The sequence below is a fragment of the Blastococcus sp. SYSU DS1024 genome, assembly GCF_054050795.1.
This window is the reverse complement of the sequence record NZ_JBJHAA010000007.1, coordinates 83642-104565: the sequence shown is the minus strand read 5'-3', so window position 1 is coordinate 104565 and position 20924 is coordinate 83642. Positions and strand designations below refer to the sequence as shown.

The 20924-nt window shown below is 74.5% G+C and carries 21 protein-coding genes; 4 read left to right on the top strand and 17 right to left on the bottom strand.

What is annotated here, in order from left to right:
- The first annotated feature begins 149 nt into the window (after positions 1-149).
- The 3 genes from bldD (at position 150) to ACI79S_RS08735 (ending at position 2778) form a co-directional block, all read left to right on the top strand.
- Positions 150-710 (top strand): transcriptional regulator BldD, encoded by a 561-nt coding sequence (bldD, locus tag ACI79S_RS08745; protein WP_456593056.1) that lies wholly within the window; start codon positions 150-152, stop codon positions 708-710.
- A gap of 131 nt (positions 711-841) precedes the next feature.
- Positions 842-1765 (top strand): ABC transporter ATP-binding protein, encoded by a 924-nt coding sequence (locus ACI79S_RS08740; RefSeq protein WP_456593055.1) that lies wholly within the window; start codon positions 842-844, stop codon positions 1763-1765.
- Positions 1762-2778, top strand: coding sequence for a hypothetical protein (locus ACI79S_RS08735; protein WP_456593054.1), 1017 nt, complete (start codon positions 1762-1764; stop codon positions 2776-2778). The genes ACI79S_RS08740 and ACI79S_RS08735 overlap by 4 nt, the downstream gene beginning before the upstream one ends.
- Before the next feature lies 1 nt (position 2779).
- On the opposite strand, the gene nusB is transcribed toward ACI79S_RS08735, so the two are convergent.
- The 15 genes from nusB to ACI79S_RS08660 form a co-directional block, all read right to left on the bottom strand.
- Positions 2780-3187, bottom strand: coding sequence for a transcription antitermination factor NusB (gene nusB / locus ACI79S_RS08730; protein ID WP_456593053.1), 408 nt, complete (start codon positions 3185-3187; stop codon positions 2780-2782).
- A 15-nt stretch (positions 3188-3202) separates the two neighbouring features.
- Positions 3203-3763 (bottom strand): elongation factor P, encoded by a 561-nt coding sequence (gene efp, locus ACI79S_RS08725; RefSeq protein ID WP_456593052.1) that lies wholly within the window; start codon positions 3761-3763, stop codon positions 3203-3205.
- Entirely contained in the window at positions 3764-4879 is a 1116-nt protein-coding gene (locus ACI79S_RS08720; RefSeq protein ID WP_456593051.1) for a M24 family metallopeptidase, read from the bottom strand.
- Complete coding sequence (aroQ, locus tag ACI79S_RS08715) at positions 4876-5310, bottom strand: type II 3-dehydroquinate dehydratase (RefSeq protein WP_456593050.1); 435 nt, start codon at positions 5308-5310, stop codon at positions 4876-4878. Before aroQ ends, ACI79S_RS08720 begins: the two co-directional genes overlap by 4 nt.
- Entirely contained in the window at positions 5307-6365 is a 1059-nt protein-coding gene (gene aroB, locus ACI79S_RS08710; RefSeq protein WP_456593049.1) for a 3-dehydroquinate synthase, read from the bottom strand. The genes aroQ and aroB overlap by 4 nt, the downstream gene beginning before the upstream one ends.
- A complete protein-coding gene (locus tag ACI79S_RS08705) occupies positions 6362-6895 on the bottom strand; it encodes a shikimate kinase (RefSeq protein ID WP_456593048.1) in 534 nt (177 codons plus the stop codon). The genes aroB and ACI79S_RS08705 overlap by 4 nt, the downstream gene beginning before the upstream one ends.
- The gene (gene aroC / locus ACI79S_RS08700) at positions 6892-8085 is read right to left on the bottom strand and encodes a chorismate synthase (protein ID WP_456593047.1); all 1194 of its coding nucleotides are present in this window, start codon (positions 8083-8085) and stop codon (positions 6892-6894) included. The genes ACI79S_RS08705 and aroC overlap by 4 nt, the downstream gene beginning before the upstream one ends.
- A gap of 47 nt (positions 8086-8132) precedes the next feature.
- A complete protein-coding gene (locus tag ACI79S_RS08695) occupies positions 8133-8795 on the bottom strand; it encodes a prepilin peptidase (protein WP_456593046.1) in 663 nt (220 codons plus the stop codon).
- Positions 8796-8802: 7 nt separating this feature from the next.
- Positions 8803-9609 (bottom strand): shikimate dehydrogenase, encoded by an 807-nt coding sequence (locus ACI79S_RS08690; RefSeq protein ID WP_456593045.1) that lies wholly within the window; start codon positions 9607-9609, stop codon positions 8803-8805.
- Positions 9602-11137 carry an endolytic transglycosylase MltG gene (mltG, locus tag ACI79S_RS08685; RefSeq protein ID WP_456593044.1) on the bottom strand — a complete coding sequence of 512 codons (1536 nt, stop codon included), beginning with the start codon at positions 11135-11137 and terminating at the stop codon, positions 9602-9604. Before mltG ends, ACI79S_RS08690 begins: the two co-directional genes overlap by 8 nt.
- A 209-nt stretch (positions 11138-11346) precedes the next feature.
- Positions 11347-12021, bottom strand: coding sequence for a Holliday junction resolvase RuvX (ruvX, locus tag ACI79S_RS08680; protein WP_456593043.1), 675 nt, complete (start codon positions 12019-12021; stop codon positions 11347-11349).
- Between the two features lie 5 nt (positions 12022-12026).
- Positions 12027-14711 carry an alanine--tRNA ligase gene (alaS, locus tag ACI79S_RS08675; RefSeq protein ID WP_456593042.1) on the bottom strand — a complete coding sequence of 895 codons (2685 nt, stop codon included), beginning with the start codon at positions 14709-14711 and terminating at the stop codon, positions 12027-12029.
- Between the two features lie 54 nt (positions 14712-14765).
- On the bottom strand, positions 14766-15050 hold the full coding sequence (locus ACI79S_RS08670; RefSeq protein ID WP_456593041.1) for a hypothetical protein: 285 nt from the start codon (positions 15048-15050) through the stop codon (positions 14766-14768).
- A complete protein-coding gene (locus tag ACI79S_RS08665; RefSeq protein ID WP_456593040.1) occupies positions 15050-15475 on the bottom strand; it encodes a DUF948 domain-containing protein in 426 nt (141 codons plus the stop codon). Before ACI79S_RS08665 ends, ACI79S_RS08670 begins: the two co-directional genes overlap by 1 nt.
- 99 nt (positions 15476-15574) lie before the next feature.
- On the bottom strand, positions 15575-16912 hold the full coding sequence (locus ACI79S_RS08660) for a replication-associated recombination protein A (RefSeq protein WP_456593039.1): 1338 nt from the start codon (positions 16910-16912) through the stop codon (positions 15575-15577).
- A 36-nt stretch (positions 16913-16948) separates the two neighbouring features.
- Between ACI79S_RS08660 and ACI79S_RS08655 the strand changes: the two genes are divergently transcribed.
- Positions 16949-17803, top strand: coding sequence for an aldo/keto reductase (locus tag ACI79S_RS08655; protein WP_456593038.1), 855 nt, complete (start codon positions 16949-16951; stop codon positions 17801-17803).
- A gap of 164 nt (positions 17804-17967) precedes the next feature.
- Here ACI79S_RS08655 and ACI79S_RS08650 read toward each other — a convergent pair whose 3' ends face one another.
- Entirely contained in the window at positions 17968-19059 is a 1092-nt protein-coding gene (locus tag ACI79S_RS08650; protein WP_456593037.1) for a pyridoxal-phosphate-dependent aminotransferase family protein, read from the bottom strand.
- 57 nt (positions 19060-19116) lie between these two features.
- A complete protein-coding gene (gene aspS, locus ACI79S_RS08645) occupies positions 19117-20892 on the bottom strand; it encodes an aspartate--tRNA ligase (RefSeq protein WP_456593036.1) in 1776 nt (591 codons plus the stop codon).
- Positions 20893-20924: the final 32 nt, after the last annotated feature.

Here is a 20924-nt window from a genome sequence, read left to right as displayed (position 1 = left end):
CCGGCGCCCGCCCCGGCGCCCGGGGTCCCGCCCAGCCCCGGCACCAACCTGCGCTTTCGCGTCGGCCCGCCTGTTGCGATCCCCGCTTCGCACGTACGCTGCGTGACGAACAGCCCCGATCCGAGACGACGGACAGTGAGCAGACAGCGATGAGCACCGACTACTCACGGGCCCTCGGCGCCCGGCTCCGCGCGATCCGCAACCAGCAGGGCCTGTCCCTGCAGGGTGTGGAGGACAAGTCGCACGGCCGCTGGAAGGCGGTCGTGGTCGGCTCCTACGAGCGCGGGGACCGCGCCGTGACCGTGCAGCGGCTCTCCGAGCTCGCGGTCTTCTACGGCGTCCCGGTCTCCGAGCTGCTGCCCGACCCGCGACCCAGCTCCGCGGTCACCTCGACGAACAAGATCGTGCTGAACCTCGAGTCGCTGGGCTCCCTGCCCGCCGACGAGGCCGGCCCGCTGGCCCGCTACGCCTCGACCATCCAGGCCCAGCGGCACGACTACAACGGCAAGGTCCTCTCGATCCGCGCCGAGGACCTGAAGTCGCTGGCGATCATCTACGACATGAGCCCCGACGAGCTCACCTCCCGGCTCATCGAGTGGGGGGTGCTCTCCCCCGGCATGGAGGGCATCGTCAGCTCCGGTGGCGACGACGAGCTCGAGGAGGACGTCGACGACTCCGCCTGGGGCGACCGCCGGCGCGCTCCGCGCTGACGGAGGCCCCTCTCCTCTCGCACGCTCGCTCTTACGGATCCGGCTCGTCTCGACACGCGCGGCAGCGCCTGGGCGTGCACCCCGACCTGTGCCACTCTGCAGCCGACATCCCGGTCCGCGGAAGGGGCACCATGCCGGCAGTGGAGATGGTGGGGGTCAGCAAGACCTACCGCGGCAAGGGCGGGCAACCGCACCGGGCGCTCGACGGGCTGGACATGACCCTCGAGTCCGGCGGCGTCCACGGCCTGCTCGGTCCCAACGGCTCGGGGAAGACCACCTCGATCCGCATCCTCCTGGGGCTCGTCCGCCCGGACACCGGGACCGGGCAGATGCGGCTGCTGGACCGGTCGGTCCCCGCCGAGCTCCCGGGCGTCATCGGCGACGTCGGCGCGCTGGTGGAGACCCCGCTGTTCTCCCCGGGGATGTCCGGCCGGCTCAACCTCCGGCTCCTGGCCGAGACCGCCGGCGTCCCCCGTGCCCGGGTGGAGGAGTGCCTGGAACTGGTCGACCTGCGCGACCGCGCCGGTGACCGCTTCAAGGGCTACTCCCTCGGCATGAAGCAGCGCCTGGGCATCGCCGCGGCGCTGCTGAAGGCGCCCCGCCTGCTCATCCTCGACGAGCCCAGCAACGGCCTGGACCCGGCGGGCATCCGCGACGTCCGCGAGCTGATCAGGCGGCTGGGCGCCGACTGGCGGACGACCGTCCTGGTCTCCTCGCACCTGCTCGCCGAGATCCAGCAGGTCTGCGACTCGGTCACCATCCTGGCGAAGGGGCGCCGCGTCGCCTCCGGGCCGGTGAGCGAGGTGCTGTCCCGCGCCGGCACCGGTGATGTCCGGGTGGCGCTGCCCGACCCGGCCGGCGCGGCCGCCCTGCTCGCCGCGGCCGGCTACTCCGTCTCCCCCGCCCCGGACGGCCAGGTGCTCGTGCACGGCTCCCCGGAGACCGGACCGATCACCCGGCTGCTCGCCGAGCACGGGCACTACGTCGAGGAGCTGGTCCGCGTGACCCCCGACCTGGAGAGCGCGTTCCTCGCCATCACCGGGGAGCGGGCATGAGCGCGGTGCTGGACCAGCCGGCCACCGGCCCCGAGCCGACCGGCACGCGCCGCGGCGGCAGCCTGCTGCGCGCCGAGCTGCACCGCTTCGCCGCGCGGCGGTTCATCCACGTCCTGCTCGGCCTGGCCGTCCTCGGCTGGCTGGCCGCCGTCGGTGTCGGGCTGCTGAACCACGGCCAGCCCACCGAGGCCGACTACGCCGCCGCGCGCGCCGCGATGGAGGAGGCCATCGCTGCGGACGCGGAGTGGCTCGAGCAGTGCGCGGAGGACGCGGCGGCTGCCGGCGAGGACGTGGCGGCGTACTGCCCGGCCCCGGACTGGCAGGTGGAGGACTTCCTCACCGTCCGGCCGTTCGACCTCGCCGACAACGCCACCACGGGTGCGATCGCGTTCGCGGCCGGGGCGTCGGTGCTCGCCTTCCTGGTCGGGGCCACCTGGATCGGCGCCGAGTGGGTCACCCGCTCGATCGTGGCACTGCTCTTCTGGGTGCCCGACCGGCTGAAGGTCATGGGCACCAAGATCGGTGTCCTCGTGCTGGCCGCGGCGGGGATCGGCGTCGCCGCCCAGGCCGCCTGGCTGGCCATGGCGTTCGTCCTGCGGGCGGCGGTGGGTACCGACGGCCCGCTGCCGGCCGGCTTCTGGAGCGACCTGCTCGCGGTCCAGGGACGCGGAGTGCTGCTGACGGTCCTGATCGCGCTGCTCGGGTTCGGCCTGGCCAACCTGACCCGCAACACCGGGGCGGCGCTGGGGGTGGCGTTCGTCTACGTCGCCGTCGTGGAGAACGCGCTGCGGGTCTGGGACCCGATGCTCGACCGGTGGCTGGTGATCGCCAACTCGGTGGCGCTGGTCAACCCGGGCGGCGTCCGGATCTACGACTACAGCGAGTCCTACAGCGGCATGAACCCACCGTCGTTCCTGCTCACCAACCTGCACGGCGGGCTGGTGGTGACGGCGTTCGCCGCGGTCGTCGTCGGGCTCGGCGTCTGGCTCTTCTCCCGCCGCGACCTGCACTGACCTACGCGGTCGGCACCTCGGCGGCGAGGATGGCGCCGAGGACGCCGTTCACGTACTTCGGCGACTCGTCGGTGGACAGCGCCTTGGCCAGCTCCACCGCCTCGTCGATGACGACGGCGTCGGGCACGTCGTCGACCCAGAGCAGCTCGAAGGTGGCCATCCGCAGGATCGCGCGGTCGACGTCGGGCAGCCGCTCGAGCGACCAGCCGGAGGTGTGCGCCTCGATCAGCTCGTCGATGCGCGCTGCGTACTCGTCGACGCCCTCGACCAGGCGGATGGCGTGGTCGGGGACCGGCGGGTTGCCGTCGGCGACCCGCTCGCGGAGCAGCTCCATCCGGTCCCGGCCCCGGACGTCGGCCTCGTAGAGGACGTCGACGGCGCGCTTGCGCGCCTTGGTCCGTGCAGCCACCGGGTCAGCCCGCGATCAGTTGACGCGGCCGAGGTAGCGGCCGTCGCGGGTGTCGACCTTCAGCTTCTCGCCGGTCGTGATGAACAGCGGCACCTGGATCTGCGCGCCGGTCTCCAGCGTGGCGGGCTTGGTGCCACCGGTGGAGCGGTCGCCCTGCAGACCCGGGTCGGTGTGCTCGACGACGAGCTCCATGGTCACCGGGAGCTCGACGTACAGCGGGGTGCCGTCGTGCACCGCGACGATGACCTCGGTGTTGTCCAGCAGGTAGTCCGCGCCCCCGCCGACCGTCTCGGCCGGCACGTAGATCTGGTCGAACGTGTCCCCGTCCATGAAGACGAAGTCGGTGCCCTCCTTGTACAGGTAGGTCATCGACCGCTTGTCCACGTTGGCCGTCTCGACCTTGGTGCCGGCGTTGAAGGTCTTGTCCACGACCTTGCCCGACAGCACGTTCTTCAGCGTCGTGCGCACGAAGGCCCCGCCCTTGCCGGGCTTGACGTGCTGGAAGTCGGTGACGGTCCAGAGCTGGCCGTCCAGGTTGAGGACGATGCCGTTCTTCAGGTCGTTGGTGGTAGCCATCTAGAGGACCAGCAGTTCCTTGCTCGTGAGGGTCAACAACTCGGGCGCGTCGTCGGTGACGATCAGGGTGTCCTCGATCCGGACACCGCCGTGGCCGGGCAGGTACACGCCTGGCTCCACGGTGACGGCCATACCGGCGGCAAGCCTACCCGCGCCCTGCGCTCCGATGCCGGGCGCCTCGTGGATCTCCAGCCCCACCCCGTGGCCGAGGCCGTGGGTGAAGTGGTCGCCGTGCCCGGCCGCGACGATGACGTCGCGCGCCGCGGCGTCGACGGCGACGACCTCCGCACCGACCGCGAGCGCCGCCCGGCCGGCCGCCTGCGCGGCCGCGACCAGCTCGTAGACCTCGCGCTGCCAGTCGGCTGCGTGGCCCAGCACCAGGGTGCGGGTCATGTCGGAGTGGTAGCCGTCCACGGTGGCGCCGAAGTCGAGCTTGAGGAAGTCGCCGGCGCGCAGCTCGGTGCGGTCGGGCCGGTGGTGCGGGATCGCCGAGTTGGCGCCGGTGGCGACGATCGTCTCGAACGACGGCGCCTCGGCGCCGAGCGCCAGCATGCGGGCGTCCAGCTCGCGGCCGACCTCCAGCTCGGTGCGGCCGGGCCGCAACGCGCCCTCGGCGGCCAGCTCGGCCAGCGCCTGGTCGGCGACGGCGCAGGCGGCGCGCAGCGACTCGATCTCGGCGTCGTCCTTGATCGCCCGCTGTCCCTCGACCGCCCGCCGCACGGAGGCGAGCTCCGGGACCGTGCCACCCGCGGCGGCGTCGGCCAGCACCCGCTCCAGGCCGTGCAGCCCGTCCACGGTGAGGTCGTGGGACTCGTAGCCGATCCGCCCCGCGCCGCGCCGCACCGCCTCCCGGGCCAGGGCCGGCACCGTGGCCCGGTCGACGAGCAGCTCGACGTCGGGCACCTGCGCACCGGCCTGGGTGGTGTAGCGCCCGTCGGTGCCGAACACGTCGCCGCCGTCCGCCCGCAGCAACAGGGCGCCGTTGGAGCCGGTGAAGCCGGTCAGGTAGCGGACGTTCAGCAGGTTGGTGACCAGCACGGCGTCCAGCCCGCGCCCGGCCGCGGTGGCCCGCAGCGCGTCGCGCCGAGCCGCCTCCCGCGTGGTGTCGCGGCTCATGACACGCCTCGCAGGGTCATCCACTGCAGCGCCAGCACGTAGCCGTGCACGCCGAGCCCGGCGATCACCCCGTCGGCGACCCGGGAGACGTAGGAGTGCTGCCGGAACTCCTCGCGGCGGTGGATGTTGCTGATGTGCACCTCGATCACCGGGGCGCTCACCGCGGCCAGCGCGTCGTGCAGCACCACCGAGGTGTGCGTCCAGCCGCCGGGGTTCACCACGATCGGGTCGCCGGCGTCGGTCGCCTCGTGGATCCAGCGCAGCAGCTGGCCCTCGTCGTCGGTCTGGCGCACCTGCACCTCGACGTCGAGCTCCCGCGCCGCGGTCTCCACCAGCTCGACCAGCTGCGCGTAGGTCGTCGTGCCGTACACCTCGGGCTCGCGCGTGCCGAGCCGGCCGAGGTTGGCGCCGTTGAGCACCTGGATGGTCATGGCGTCTCCGATACTGCGGCCCACGCCGCGTCGAGCCAGGCCTGCTGCGGGTCGGTCAGGATCCTGGGATTGCCGAGCCCGTCGAGGACGACGAAGCGCAGCGAGGCCCCTCGGGCCTTCTTGTCCACCCGCATCACCTGCTGCAGGCGCGGCCAGTCCCCCGCGTAGCTGGTGGGCAGCCCCATCGCCGCGATCAGCGTGCGGTGCCGCGCGACCTCCGCCGGCGCCAGGAGGCCCGCCTGCCCGGCCAGCTCGGCGGCGAAGACGAGGCCGACGGCGACCGCCTCGCCGTGCCGCCAGCCGAAGTCCTCGACCCGCTCGATCGCGTGGCCGAGGGTGTGGCCGTAGTTGAGGAACTCGCGCACCCCGGTGTCGAGCAGGTCCTCCCCCACCGCCGCTGCCTTCACCCGCACCGCACGCTCGATGAGCTCCTCGGTGTCCCGGCGGCCGGTCGGATCGGCGTCCAGCAGCTCGAGGATGCGGCCGTCGGCGATGAAGCCGCACTTGACCACCTCGGCCAGCCCGGCGCGGAACTCCGCCTCGGGCAGACCGGCCAGGAGATCGGTGTCGGCCAGCACGGCGGCCGGCGGGTGGAAGGCGCCGACGAGGTTCTTCCCGGCGGCGGTGTTGATGCCGGTCTTGCCGCCCACGGCGGCGTCGACCATGCCGAGCAGGCTGGTGGGCACCTGCACGACGCGGATGCCGCGGGTCCACGTCGCGGCCAGGAATCCGGCCAGGTCGGTGACCGCGCCCCCGCCCACCCCGACGACGGCGTCGGAGCGGGTCAGCCCGAGCCGGCCGAACTCCTCCCACACCTCGGCGGCGACCTGCGCGGTCTTGGCGGCCTCGCCGTCGGGGACGACGACCGCCTCCGCGGCCACGCCGGCGGTCTGCAGCGTCTCGACCGCGGCTCCGGCCGCGGCGGCCAGCGGTGGCGCGTGGACGACGGCGACCTTCGCCGTGCCGGCCAGCACGAGCGCCAGCTCCGTCTGGGCGCCGGCACCGATGACGACCTCGTAGGGCTGCTCCCCCGCGACCGGGACGCGGCGGCTCACCGGTCCTCCTCCGGGGTCAGGACGGCGAGCACCTCGGTGACGACCTCCTCCGGCGACCGCCCCGCGGTGGTGACCCGGTGCGTGGCCACCTCCGTGTAGAGCGGGGCGCGCTGTTCGAGCATGGTGCGCAGCATGGCGCGCGGGTTGACCGCGAGCAGCGGCCGGTCCCGGGAGAGCCCGACGCGGCGGGCGGCGGAGGCGACGTCGACGTCGAGCCACACGACGGTGCCGCCGGCGCGGCCGTGGGCGACCAGCAGCTCGCGGGTGGCGGCGCTGGTCACCGCCCCGCCGCCGAGGGCGAGCACGCCGGTGTGCTCGGCGAGCGCCCGCGCGACCGCCTGCTCCTCGAGCGCGCGGAAGTGCGGCTCCCCGGACTGGACGAACAGGTCGGCGACGGTCGCGCCGGCCCCCTCCTCGACGTCGCGGTCGGTGTCCCGGAAGGCCAGCCCCCACGCGTCGGCGATGGCCGTGCCGACCGTCGTCTTCCCCGATGCGGGCGGGCCGACGAGAACCAGGGCCGGCCCGCTCACCGGTACGGCAGGGAGTCGAGGTAGGCCTGCGCGTTGCGCCGGGTCTCGGCCACCGAGTCGCCGCCGAACTTCTCCAGCGCCGCATCGGCCAGCACCAGCGCCACCATCGCCTCCATCACCACGCTGCCGCGGGGCACCGCGCAGGCGTCGCTGCGCTGGTTGATCGCGACCGCGGCCTCCCCGGTGGCGACGTCCACCGTCTGCAGGGCGCGCGGCACGGTGCTGATCGGCTTCATGGCCGCGCGCACGCGCAGCACCTCGCCGTTGGTCATCCCGCCCTCGATGCCACCGGCCCGGTCGGTGAGCCGCTGCACCCGCTGCCCGCCGTCCGCTGCGTCGGCCAGCACGATCTCGTCGTGGGCCACGGAGCCGCGGCGGCGGGCGGTCTCCAGGCCGTCGCCGACCTCGACGGCCTTGACCGACTGCACGCCCATCAGCGCCGCGGCCAGCCGGGCGTCCAGGCGCCGGTCCCAGTGCACGTGGCTGCCCAGACCCGGCGGCAGCCCGTGGACGACGACCTCGATGACCCCGCCGAGGGTGTCACCGTTCTTCCGGGCGTCGTCGATCTCCGCGGTCATGCGCGCGCTGGTGCCCGGGTCGGCGCAGCGCACCGGGTCCTCGTCGAGGCGCGGGTTGTCGTCGGGCCCGGGCACGAGCCCGTCGGGCGCGACGACCGGGCCGATGCCCACGACGTGGCTGACCACCGAGACGCCGAGCGCCTGCCGCAGGAACGCCTGGGCGATCGCGCCGAGGGCCACGCGGGCGGCCGTCTCCCGGGCGCTGGCGCGCTCGAGCACCGGGCGGGCGTCGTCGAAGCCGTACTTCTGCATGCCGGCGAGGTCGGCGTGACCGGGCCGGGGCCGGGTCAGCGGCGCGTTGCGCGCCTGGCCGGCGAGGATCTCGGCGTCGACCGGGTCGGCGGACATGACCGTCTGCCACTTGGGCCACTCGGTGTTGCCCACCTGCACCGCGATCGGGCCGCCCTGGGTGCGGCCGTGGCGCACCCCGCCGGTGAGGGTGACGACGTCCTGCTCGAAGGACATGCGGGCGCCCCGCCCGTGCCCGAGGCGGCGGCGGGCGAGCTGCAGGTCGAGGTCGGCGGTCTGCACCTCGACCCCGGCCGGGAGCCCCTCGAGGATGGCGGTGAGCTGCTGGCCGTGCGACTCACCGGCGGTCAGCCAGCGCAACATGCCGGGGATTCTGCCAGTAGGAGGACCTGGTCCACGGGCCCCTCCCCTCAGGCGGGTGGGATGCCGCCGATCGCCAGCGCCAGGACGGCACCGACCAGCATCGGCGGGCCGAACGGCACGGTGCTGCGCCACCCCGCCCGCCCGGTGACCACCAGGGCCACCGACACGGCGGCGCCGACGACCAGGCCGAGGAACAGCCCGGCGAGCAGGACACCCCAGCCGGACCACCCGAGCACCAGCCCCAGCAGGCCGAGCAGCTTGACGTCACCGAGGCCGAGGGCGGCCGGGGCGGCCAGCCGTGCCGCGCCGGAGACGGCCAGCGCGAGGGCCCCCGCCGCGACGCCCCGGGCCAGCGCCCACCACGTGCCGAGCACGGCGGCGTCGGCGAGCAGGGCTGCGCCGCAGACGACGGCCGCCGGGAGGAGGACGCGGTCGGGCAGCCGGTGGACGGCGAGGTCGACGCCGGCCAGCACCACCGCCGCGCCCGCGGCCCACACCAGGGCGGCGGTGGCCGGGCGGCCGCCCCCGAGCAGGACGGCGGCGGCGAGCAACCCCGAGGTGAGCGCCGCGGTCAGCGCCGTGCGGGAGCCGGAGGGCAACGCCGCGTCGTCGCGGGTGGCCAGCCGGACGGTGCTGCGCGCCAGCGCCGGCCCGACCAGGAGCCCGGCCAGCACCGCGACCCCGGCGAGGACCGGGCGGGAGACGTCCACGGCGCGGTCAGCGCACGTCGAGCGCCGCGCGCATCGCGCCGATGGGGGCCGGCCGGCCGGTCATGAGCTCCACCTGCACGGTGGCCTGCCAGAACAGCACCTCCAGACCGCTGATCACCGCGCCGCCGGCGGCGGAGACGCGCTCGGCCAGCGGCGTGGGCCAGGGCGCGTAGAGGACGTCGAGGACCGTCTGCTCTCCTCGCCACTCCAGCGCGGCGACGGCCGGCTGGCCGTCGACCGGCACGGTGCTGACGACGACCGGGGCCTCGACGCGCGCACCGGCCAGCGGCAGCACCCGCGTGCGCACGCCCAGGGTGTCGAGGACCCGCACCACCTCACCGGCGCGCGAGGGCTCGCGCACGACGACGTCGACCCGCTCGGCTCCCAGCGAGGCCAGGGCCACCGCCGCGGCCGCAGCCGTCCCCCCGGCGCCGAGGATGGCCGCGTGCCGCACCTCGTCCACCCCGCCCACCTGCAGGGCGGTGCCCACGCCGGCGACGTCGGTGTTCTCGGCCCGCCAGCCGGCCCCGGTGCGGACCAGGGTGTTCGCCGCGCCCAGCAACCGCGGGAGCGGCTCCACCTCGTCGGCGACCTCGACCGCGGCCTGCTTGCACGGCATGGTCACCGAGAAGCCGCGCCACTCCTCGCCCAGGCCGGCCAGCAGCACCGGCAGGTCCTCGGCCCCGACGTCCAGGGCGTCGTAGGACCAGCCGGTGAGCCCGAGCGCCGCGTACGCGGCGCGGTGCAGCAGCGGGGAGAGCGAGTGGCTCACCGGCCGCCCGAGGACCGCTGCACGCTGCGGCCGCTCAGCCACCGCACCCGAGACCGGCGTCGGCGCACCGCTGGCGAGCCTGCTGGAACTCGGCGTAGTCGCTGGTGAAGAAGTGCGACCCGTCCTCCGACTCGAGCACGTAGTACAGGAGGTCGCCGCTGCTCGGGGCCAGGGCCGCCTCCAGGCTCGCCTCCCCCGGGGAGCTGATGGGGGTCGGCGGCAGGCCCTGGCGGGTGCGCGTGTTGTACGGGCTGTCGGTCTGCAGGTCCGTGACGGTGAGCTCGTTGCCGCTCTTGTCGAGGCCGTAGGCGAGCGTGGCGTCGATGCCGAGGGCGATGCCCTGCTCGAGCCGGTTGTAGATCACCTGGGCGACGTCGGGCCGCTCCTCGTCGAGCCGGGTCTCCGACTGGACCATCGAGGCGACCGTCACCACCTCACCGGGGGTGCGCCCGAGAGCGGCGGCCCGCTCCTCCAGCCGCAGCCGGGCGGCCGTCTGGTTGAAGGTCTCGACCATCTGCTGCAGCATCTGCTGCGGCGTGGTGCCGGGCTCGAAGTCGTAGGTGGCCGGGAACAGGTAGCCCTCCAGCTGCCCACCCGCGTACGGGGGCAGCGGCAGCGCCGCCGGATCGGCCGCCGCCTCCACCTCCGCGAGGGTGGTGCCGGTCTGCTCCGCGAGCCGGGCGAGGATCTGGTCCACCGTGAACCCCTCGGGCACGGTGACCCGCGAGACCTGGCGGGAGGCCGGGTCCAGCAGCAGCTCCAGCGCGGCCTGGCCGCTCATCTGCTCCCGGAGGGTGTAGACGCCCGGCTGGATCGAGGTGGCCGCCGGGTTCTCCTGCGCGGCCTCGACGAACGGGGCGGTGGAGGCGATGACGTCGGCGTCGGCCAGGGTGCGCGCGATGTCGGTGAGCGTGTCCCCCTGCTGCACCCGCACGTCCACGCTGCCGCTGCCCGCGCCGGTGTAGTCGGGCGCGGTCGGGTCCAGCATCGAGAGCAGCTGCTGGCCGCCGACGACGATGCCCGCGACGAGGCCGCCGAGCACCAGGACGACCAGTGCGATCGCCAGCGGGCGGCGGCGCCGGCGGCGCCGCTCCCGGTCGCTGCGCGAGTCGTAGGGCGCGATCGGGATCTCGTCGTCGTGCAGCAGGGCCCCGTCGTCGAGGTGGTCCTCGTCCGCCGCGGTGGCCCCGTGGGCGGCGTCGTGCGCGGCGTCGTCGGCCGGCTCGTGCTCCGGCCCGCCGGCCGCGGCGGGCGCCGGCGCGGCGGACGCCTGCCGGCGCCGGCCGAGGCCGCGCCGGCGTGGCCGGTCCTCGTCGACGTTCGCGCCGATCACGTCCAGCCCGCCGGTCGGGTCGTCCGCCGACGCCGGGCCGGGTGCGGCCGGCGTCTCGTCCGGGGTGTCGTCGGGCCCGGTGGACAGCCGGGGGGCGGCGACGGTGGCGTCGTCGTCCACGGCGTCCTCGCGCGGCCGCAGCCGGCCCCACGCACCGGTCGGCAGCGGCGGCAGCGGGGCGGACGGGTGCTGAGCCCCGAAGCCGTGCTCGTCGGCTCCGCCGTGCCGGGAGGTCATCGGGAAGCCCGGCGACGTCCAGCCGGAGGCGCCCAGGGGCCCGGTCGCGTCGCCGGCGCGGCCGCCGGCGTGCCGCGGCGGGTGCGGGATGCGGCCCGGCGGAAAACCGCCGACAGGGGAACCGGAGCCGGTCGGGAACGGGAACGGCAGGCCCCCGGTCCCGTCGTCGAACGCGTGCCTCCCCCGCGGCGGCCGTCCGCCGGGCGCGCTCACGAGGGCGCCTGCCGGCTGTCGAGGTACTGCTGCAGGATCACCACGGCGGCTGCCTGGTCGATCACCGCCCGCTGGCGACGGCCCTCGACGCCGCCCTCCCGGAGGTGGCTGGCTGCGGTCACGGTCGAGAGCCTCTCGTCGATCAGGTTCACCGGCACGTCCGGGATGCGGTCGGCCAGTTCCTGTGCGTAATCGGCAGCATCCTGCGCGGAGGCGCCCGCCGCGCCCGACAGGTGCACCGGCTCTCCCACGACCACCTCTGTCACCTCGTGTTCCACCACCAGGGCGGCGAGCCGGTCGAGGTCGGCCTTGTCCTTGGCCCGGCGCAGGGTCTCCAGCGGGCTGGCGAGAGTGCCCGTGGGGTCCGACAGCGCGAGGCCCACCCGGACGGTCCCGACGTCGACGCCGAGGACCCGACCGCGGGCGCGCGGCGCGCCGGGGCGGCGCGGAGGGATCTTGAGGTGCTGCGGCCAGCCACCGGACAGATCGATCTCCGTGGTCTCGTGCTTGACCGGCGGGAACCCCTGGCTGAGGTCGATCTCGGTGGTCGGGTGGTACGTCGGCTGCTCCCCCGTGGCCGGGCGCGGACGGGCCGGCGGCACGGCCGGCAGCTCGCGCCGCCGACCGCCGACCGGCCCGGTGTCCTCGGGGTTGTACTCGGTGTCGGACACGTTGGTCACCTTCCCGTGGCGGTCGCGACCGCCTGCTCGCCGGCCTGCAGTGCCGCGGGGATACCCGCGGGATCGGTTCCGCCCCCCTGGGCGACGTCGGACTTGCCGCCACCGCGGCCGCCGACGGGGGCCGAGGCCGCCTTCAGGACGTCGTTGGCCGACAGCCCCTGCGAGACCGCGGCCGGGTTGAGTGCGGCCACCAGAGCTACCTTGCCACCGGATTCCGACGCCAGCAGCACGACGGCCGGCCGGTCGGCTCCCAGCCGGCCGCGGACGTCGAGGGCCAGCGTGCGCAGGTCACCGCCGCCGAGGCCGGCCGGGGACCCGGTGACGACGGCGACACCGCCGACGTCGCGGGCCGAGGCGGCCAGCTCGCCGGCGGCGGCGAGGGTCTGCTGCGCCCGCAGGTCGGCCAGCTCCCGGTCCAGGTCGCGCAGCCGGGCGACCATGCCGCTCACCCGCTCCACCAGGCCGTCCTGGGGCGCCTTGAGGATGTCGGCCAGCTGGCGCACCAGGTCGCGCTCGCGGGCGAGGTACCGGAACCCCTCGAGCCCGACGACGGCCTCGACCCGGCGGGAGCCCGAGCCCACCGACGACTCACCGGTCAGCGCGAGGGTGCCGATCTGCGCGCTCCCGCGCACGTGCGTGCCACCGCAGAGCTCGCGCGACCACGGCCCGCCGATCTCCACGACGCGCACCTGCTCGCCGTAGGTCTCGCCGAACAGCGCGAGCGCGCCGAACGCCTGCGCCTCCGGCAGCGTCATCCACGAGGCGGTGACCGTGTGGTCGGCCCGGACGGCGGCGTTGGCGACGTCCTCGATGTCGGTGCGCTGCTGCTGGGTCAGCGCGCCCTGCCAGGCGAAGTCCAGCCGCAGGTAGCCCGGCCGGTTGTAGGAGCCCGACTGCAGGGCCTGCGGGCCGAGCACCTGGCGCAGCGCGGCGTGCACCACGTGCGTGCCCGAGTGCGCCTGGCAGGCCGACAGCCGCCACTCCCGGTCGACCTCGGCGGTGAGCTCGGCGCCGGAGCGCAGTTCGCCCTCGAGCACCCGCACCTGGTGGGCGACCAGACCCTTCACCGGGCGCTGCACGTCGATCACCTCGGCGCGGCCGCCGTCCCAGGTCAGGATGCCGGCGTCGGCCACCTGGCCGCCGGACTCGGCGTAGAACGGTGTGCGGTCCAGCACCACCCGGGTGATCTCCCCGGGGCCGGCCGGCCGCTCGCCCTCGTCGTCACCCTCGGCCACGATGCCCAGCACGCGCGAGTCGGTGCGCAGGGTCTCGTAGGCCCGCCAGTCGGTGGGCCCGTGCTCGGCCAGCAACCGGCGGTAGGCGAGGACGTCGACCGAGCCGGTGCGCTTGGCGCGGGCGTCGGCCCGGGCGCGGTCGCGCTGCTCCTTCATCAGGGCCCGGAAGCCCTCCTCGTCGACGGTCACGCCCTGCTCGGCGGCCATCTCGAGGGTGACGTCGATCGGGAAACCGTAGGTGTCGTGGAGCGAGAACGCCTGCTCGCCGGAGAGGGTCGGGGCGCCGGCCTGCTTGGCCTGCTCGACCGCCGTGTCGAACAGCGTCGTCCCCGACGTGAGGGTGCGGCGGAACGCCTCCTCCTCGGCGTAGGCCACCGACGAGATGCGGGCGAAGTCGGTGTCCAGCTCGGGGTAGCTGGCCCGCATGGCGTCCTTCGACACCGGGAGCAGCTCCGGCAGGCTCGACTCGTCGACGCCGAGCAGCTTCATCGAGCGCACGGCGCGGCGCAGCAGCCGGCGCAGGATGTACCCGCGCCCCTCGTTGCCCGGCGTCACGCCGTCGCCGATCAGCATCAGCCCGCTGCGCACGTGGTCGGCCACCACCCGCAGCCGGACGTCGGCGTCGACGTCCTTGCCGTAGGTGACCCCGGCGAGGTCGGCGGCCCGGCGCAGCACCGGGGCGACCTCGTCGATCTCGTACATGTTGTCGACGCCCTGGAGCAGGTAGGCGACCCGCTCCAGCCCCATCCCGGTGTCGATGTTCTTCTTCGGCAGCTCGCCGAGGACCGTGAACTCCTCCTTGCTCCGGACGTCGGCGAGCTCGTACTGCATGAAGACGAGGTTCCAGATCTCCAGGAACCGGTCGCCGGCGGTGTCCACCAGCGGGCCGCCGTCGGGACCGAACTGCGGACCGCGGTCGAAGTAGATCTCCGAGCACGGGCCCCCGGGGCCGGCCGCCCCGGTGTGCCAGTAGTTGTCCTTCTTCCCGAGCCGCTGGATCCGCTCGACCGGGAGGCCGGCGATGCGGCGCCACGCGTCGGCGGCCTCGTCGTCGTCGAGGTAGACGGTCACCCAGATCCGGTCCGGGTCGAAGCCCAGCCCGCCGTCCTCCAGCCGCCCGGTGATCAGGTCCCAGGCGTGCTGGATCGCCCCCTCCTTGAAGTAGTCGCCGAAGGAGAAGTTGCCGTTCATCTGGAAGAACGTGCCGTGGCGGGTGGTCTTGCCCACCTCCTCGATGTCGAGGGTGCGCACGCACTTCTGCACGCTGGTGGCCCGCGGGAACGGCGCCGGCTCGCGGCCGGTCAGGTACGGGATGAACGGCACCATGCCGGCGACGGTGAACAGCAGCGACGGGTCGGGGGACACCAGCGAGGCGCTGGGCACGACGGTGTGCCCGCGCTGGGCGAAGTGCTCCAGGAAGCGGCGGCGGATCTCGGCGGTCTGCATCGTCTACTCAGTTCTGCGGGGCCCGGTGCACGGGGTGCGGCGGGCCGGGGTGGGTCAGAGGTCGGCGGCGTGCGCTCCGCGGCGCAGGGCCGCGGCGTCACCCGCGTCGGGCAGGGGCGCGTCCAGGCCGGTGCCGGCGCGCAGCTCCAGCTCCCGCTCGCTCATCGCCTCGCGGACATCGGCGCCGAAGTCGCCGATCGCGTCGGCGAGGTCGCGCAGCCCCTCGGCGATCGAGGCCCCGATACCGGCCGGCGTCATCTTCTCGGCGGCGGCGGAGAGCTTGCGGACGACGAGCGCCCCGATGGTGATCCCCATGGCGAGCCAGAACAGCCGGCGCATCAGGCGGCCCGCCGGGTGGCCCGGCGCGCGCGGCGCGCCTCCTTGTCGCGACGGGCGGCGTCGGCGATGGCCTGGCCCTCCCGCTTCTTCTTCGCGGCGCTGCGGACCCCGTAGCTGAACGCGGCGACCTTGATCAGCGGGCTGCCCAGGGTGGCGGCGACGACGCTGGTGAGCGCCGCGACGTTGCTGGAGACGTTGGCGGCGTTGCCGGTGATGTCGTCGACCCGCTCCAGGTTGCTGTTCACGTGCGCGACCGTGGTGCCGGCCTGGCTCAGGATCGGCGCGCTCTGCTCGCGGACCTGGCGGATGGTCAGGGTGGTCTCGTCGAGCGTCCGGCCGAGCTTGAGCAGCGGGACTGCCACCAGCACCACCAGCAGCACCAGGGCCCCGGCTGCGATCAGCCCGGCGATCTCTCCTGCGGACACGCGTGCTCCTGTTCTGAGGGGATTCTGCGCCGGGAGCGTCGTTCCGGCCACGCCACACTAGTCGCGGGCCCGCCCCGCCGTCCGTGCCCCGCCGGTCGGTCAGCGCGTCCGGCGGAGGATCGCCCGCAGCTTGCCCAGCCGTTCCGCCAGCCGCGCCTCCACGCCCCGGCCGGTCGGGCGGTAATAGTCCCTGCCCACGAGACCGTCGGGCGGGTACTGCTGCGGCACGATCCCGTCGGGGTGGTCGTGCGGGTACTGGTAGGTCTTCCCGTGGCCGAGCTTCTTCGCCCCCGCGTAGTGCGCGTCGCGCAGCCCCGGCGGCACCGGGCCGGCCAGGCCCGCGCGGACGTCGGCGACCGACTCGCCCATGGCCACGGTGACCGCGTTGGACTTCGGGGCGGTCGCCAGGTGCACGACTGCCTGGGCCAGCGGGAAGTGCCCCTCGGGCATGCCGATGAACTGCACCGCCTGCATCGCGGCCACCGCCACCTGCAGGGCCGTCGGGTCGGCCATGCCGATGTCCTCGCTGGCGCTGATCACCAGGCGCCGGGCGATGAAGCGCGGATCCTCCCCGGCCTCCACCATGCGGGCCAGGTAGTGCAGCGCGGCGTCCACGTCGCTGCCGCGGATCGACTTGATCAACGCGCTGGCGACGTCGTAGTGCATGTCGCCCTGCCGGTCGTAGCGCACCGCCGCCTGCGCCACCGCCGTCTCCAGCGTGGCGAGGTCGATCTCCGTCGCCCCGACGGCCCGGGCCGCCCCGGCGCCGGACTCCAGGGCGGTGAGCGCCTTGCGCCCGTCGCCGCCGGCGATCCGGACGAGGTGCTCCTGCGCCTCGTCGCTGAGCGTGACCTCGCCGGCCAGCCCGCGCTCGCTGGTGAGCGCGCGGTTCAGCAGGGCGCGGACGTCGTCGTCGGTGAGCGGCTGCAGCGCCAGGACGAGGCTGCGGCTCAGCAGCGGGCTGACCACGGAGAAGAACGGGTTCTCGGTGGTGGCGGCGATGAGGCTGACGATCCGGTCCTCGACCGCGGACAGCAGGCTGTCCTGCTGGGTCTTGGAGAACCGGTGCACCTCGTCGATGAAGAGCACGGTGCGCCGGCCGGCGTAGGTGAGCTCGCGCTTGGCGCTGGAGATGACCGCCCGCACCTCCTTCACCCCGGAGTCGAGCGCCGAGAGCTGCACGAACTGGCGCTTGGTGGCCAGCGAGATCACGTGGGCGAGGGTGGTCTTGCCGGTGCCGGGCGGGCCGTAGAGCACCAGCGACATCGGCTCGTCGGACTCGACCAGCCGGCGCAGCGGCGCGCGGTCACCCAGCAGGTGCTGCTGCCCGACCACCTCGTCGAGCGCCCGCGGCCGCATCCGCACCGCCAGCGGCGCCCCCGGGTCGACCACCGGCGCGCCACCCTCCTCGGGAGCGGGGTCGAACAGCGAACTCACGGGTGAGGACGCTACCCGCGGGGCACGACGCTTCCCATGCAGCAGCGACGCATCGGGGACGTGACGGTCAGCGCGATCGGGCTGGGGGCGATGCCGCTGTCGACCAAGCAGGACCGGCCCTCCCGCGAGGAGGCCGTCGGCGTCGTGCGCGCCGCCCTGGACGCGGGCGTGACGCTGATCGACACCGCCGACGCCTACGCCCGCGACGAGGCCGAGTTCGGCCACAACGAGGAGCTGGTCGCCGAGGCGCTGCACTCCTCCACCGGCGGCGACGTCCTCGTGGCGACCAAGGGCGGGCACACCCGCCGCGGCACCGACTGGGAGCTCGACGGGTCGCCGGCCTACCTGCGGCGGGCGTGCGAGGCCTCGCTGCGCCGGCTGGGCGTGGACGCGATCGGGCTCTACCAGTTCCACCGTCCGGACCCGGCCACGCCGTGGGAGGAGTCGATGGGCGCGCTGCGGCAGCTCGCCGACGACGGGCTGGTGCGGATGGTCGGCATCTCCAACGCCGACGTCGCGCAGATCGACGTCGCCCGGTCGATCGTGGGCGACGCGCTGGTCAGCGTGCAGAACCAGTTCGCACCGGGCTACCGCTCCTCGCACGGCGAGCTCGCGCACTGCGCGGCGCACGGGCTGGCGTTCCTCCCGTGGAGCCCGTTCGGCGGGGTGACGGCGGCCGGTTCGCTGAGCTCCACCGCACCGGCGTTCGCGGCGGTGGCCCGGGAGCTCGGGGTGTCGGTGTACCAGGTGACGCTGGCCTGGCACCTGGCGCAGAACGACGTCGTCGTCCCCATCCCGGGCGCGTCGCGGGCGGCGACGATCGTCGATTCCGCGGCCGCCGCCGACCTGACCCTCTCCCCCGACCAGCTCGCCCGCCTCGACGCCGCCTGACGGGCCCGGTCGGCGAGGCGTCAGCCGGGCAGGGTGAACAGCTCCTGCGGCTGATCGGCCCGCGAGCCCGCCGGCGGTCGTAGCCGCGGGAGGACGACGGCCACCGCTGCCGCCACCGCGATCGCGACCAGCCACGGCAGCAGGTCGCGGTACCTCCCAGGACCCTAGCGGCCGAGGACCTCCTCCAGCGCGGACAGCACGAGCCCCACCTTGGCGGGTGAGGCGTTCGGGCCCATGAGGCCGATCCGCCAGACGGTCGAGGCGTAGGCGCCCACTCCCCCGCCGATCTCCAGGTCGTAGCGCTCCAGCAGCTCGCCGCGGACGGCGGCCGAGTCCACGCCGTCGGGGACCTTCACCGTGGTCAGCTCCGGGAGCCGGTGGCCCTCGGCGGCGAACAGCTCCAGGCCCAGCTCGGCCAGCCCCTCGTGCAGCAGCCGCCCGGCCTCGGCGTGCCGCGCGTGCACGGCGTCCAGCCCCTCGTCCAGGATCCGGCCGAGCCCCGCGTGCAGCGACACGACCATGCCGGTCGGGGCGGTGTGGTGGTACGTGCGGCCGCCCGACCCGGCTGCCTCGCCGGCGTACCCGCCGAGCATGCCGAGGTCCAGGTACCAGCTCTGCGGCTTCTCGATCCGCCGCTCCCAGGCGCGGTCGGAGATGGTGAACGGCGCCAGCCCCGGCGCGACGCCCAGGCACTTCTGCGAGCCGGAGTAGGCCAGGTCGACGCCCCAGTCGTCCAGGCACACCGGGATGCCGCCGAGCGAGGTGACGCAGTCGGCCAGCAGCAGCGCGTCGCCCTTGCCGGCGGCCAGCGGCTCGAGGTCCGAGCGCACCCCCGTCGAGGTCTCGGCGTGCACGGCGGCGATCAGCTTCGGAGACGGGTGCGCCGCCAGCACGCGCTCGGCGTCGACCGGCTGCCCCCACTCGTGCTCGACGGCGACGACCTCGGCCCCGCAGCGGGCCGCGACGTCGGTCATCCGCTGGCCGAACAGCCCGTTCACCGCGACGACGACGACGTCGCCGGGGCCGACGGTGTTGACGAACGCCGCCTCCATGCCGGCCGAACCGGTGGCCGACAGCGGCAGCGTGCGCCGGTTCGCCGTGCCGAACACCTGGCGCAGCCGGTCGGACGTCTCGTCGAGGATCCGCAGGAACTCCGGGTCGAGGTGGCCCAGCAGCGGCTGCGCCAGCGCGACCTGCGCCTCCGGGTACGGGTTGGACGGGCCGGGTCCGAGCAGGGTGCGGGCGCGCAGCGACATGCCCGCGACGCTACCGAGCCGACGCCGGACCCGCGTGCGGGCTCACGCCCCCGGCCGCTACTTCGTCGGGTCGGAGGGCCCGGGCGCCCCGGGCTCACCGGGCAGCGGCGGCTCCTCCGGCTTCGCGTCGATGCCGGCCTCCTTGCGCTGGGCCTCGGTGATCGGCGTCGGCGCACCGGTCAGCGGGTCGAAGCCGGCGCCGGTCTTCGGGAAGGCGATGACCTCGCGGATCGACTCCACCCCCGACAGCAGCGCCGACAGCCGGTCCCACCCCAGGGCGGCACCGGCGTGCGGCGGCGGACCGTAGGCGAAGGCCTCGAGGAAGAACCCGAACCGCTCACGGGCCTCCTCACGGGACATGCCGAGCGTCTCGAACACCCGCTCCTGCAGCTCGGCGTCGTGGATACGGACCGAACCGCTCATGACCTCGTTGCCGTTGATCACCATGTCGTAGGCGTCGGACAGCGCCGCGCCCTTGTCCTCGGCGAACCGGTCCCGCCACTCGGGGGTCGGCGAGGTGAAGGGGTGGTGCATGAACGTCCAGTCGCCGTCCTCGGTCTCCTCGAACATCGGGAAGTCGACGACGAACAGGAACGACCAGGAGCCGGGCTCGATCAGGTCGAGGCGCTTGGCGATCTCGTTGCGCGCGGCGCCGAGCAACTCCTGGGAGGGGCGACGGGCGCCGGCGGCGAAGAAGACGCAGTCGCCCGGCTTCGCGCCGACGGCCTCGACCAACCCGGCGCGCTCGGCGTCGGAGATGTTCTTGGCGACCGGGCCGCCGAGCGTGCCGTCCTCGGCGATCGTCACGTAGGCCAGCCCGCGGGCCCCGCGGGACTTCGCCCAGTCCTGCCAGGCGTCGAAGGCCCGCCGCGGCTGGGAACCGCCACCGGGCATGACGACCGCGCCGACGTAGGGCGCCTGGAAGACGCGGAACGGCGTGCCGGCGAAGTAGGAGGTGAGCTCGGTGAGCTCGATGCCGAAGCGGAGGTCCGGCTTGTCCGAGCCGAACCGGTCCATCGCCTCGCGGTAGGTCATCCGCTGGATCTCGGGGATCTCGTAGGAGGCGAGCTCCCGCCACAGCGAGCGGACGACGTCCTCGGCGATCGCGAGCACGTCGTCGCGCTCGACGAAGCTCATCTCGAAGTCCAGCTGGGTGAACTCCGGCTGCCGGTCGGCGCGGAAGTCCTCGTCCCGGAAGCAGCGGGCGATCTGGTAGTAGCGCTCCAGGCCGCCGATCATCAGCAGCTGCTTGAACAGCTGCGGCGACTGCGGCAGCGCGTACCACTTGCCCTGCTGCAGGCGCACCGGCACGAGGAAGTCCCGGGCGCCCTCGGGCGTGGAGCGGGTGAGGTTCGGCGTCTCCACCTCCACGAAACCGTGCTGCGCCATCACGCCGCGGGCGATGCGGCTGATCTCCGAGCGCAGCCGGATCGCCGCCGCCGGGCCCTGCCGACGGAGGTCGAGGTAGCGGTACCGGTAGCGGACGTCGTCGCTGGCGGCCTGGTCGGTCTCGATCGGGAACGGCAGCGGGGCCGACGTCGACAGCACCCGCAGCTCGGAGGTGGCCACCTCGATCTCGCCGGTGGGCAGCTCGGGGTTCTCGTTCCCCTCGGGGCGCCGCCGCACCTCACCGGCGACGAGCACGCAGTACTCGTTGCGCAGGTGGTGGGCCTCCTCCTCGCGGACGACGACCTGCACGTACCCGGAGGCGTCGCGCAGGTCGAGGAAGACCACGCCGCCGTGGTCGCGGCGGCGGGCGACCCAGCCGGCGAGGGTGACGGTGGTGCCGGCGTCGGACGCGCGCAGCGTTCCGGCGTCGTGGGTGCGGAGCACGTCGGGCCTTTCGGTGGAGCGGAAGGAGGGTG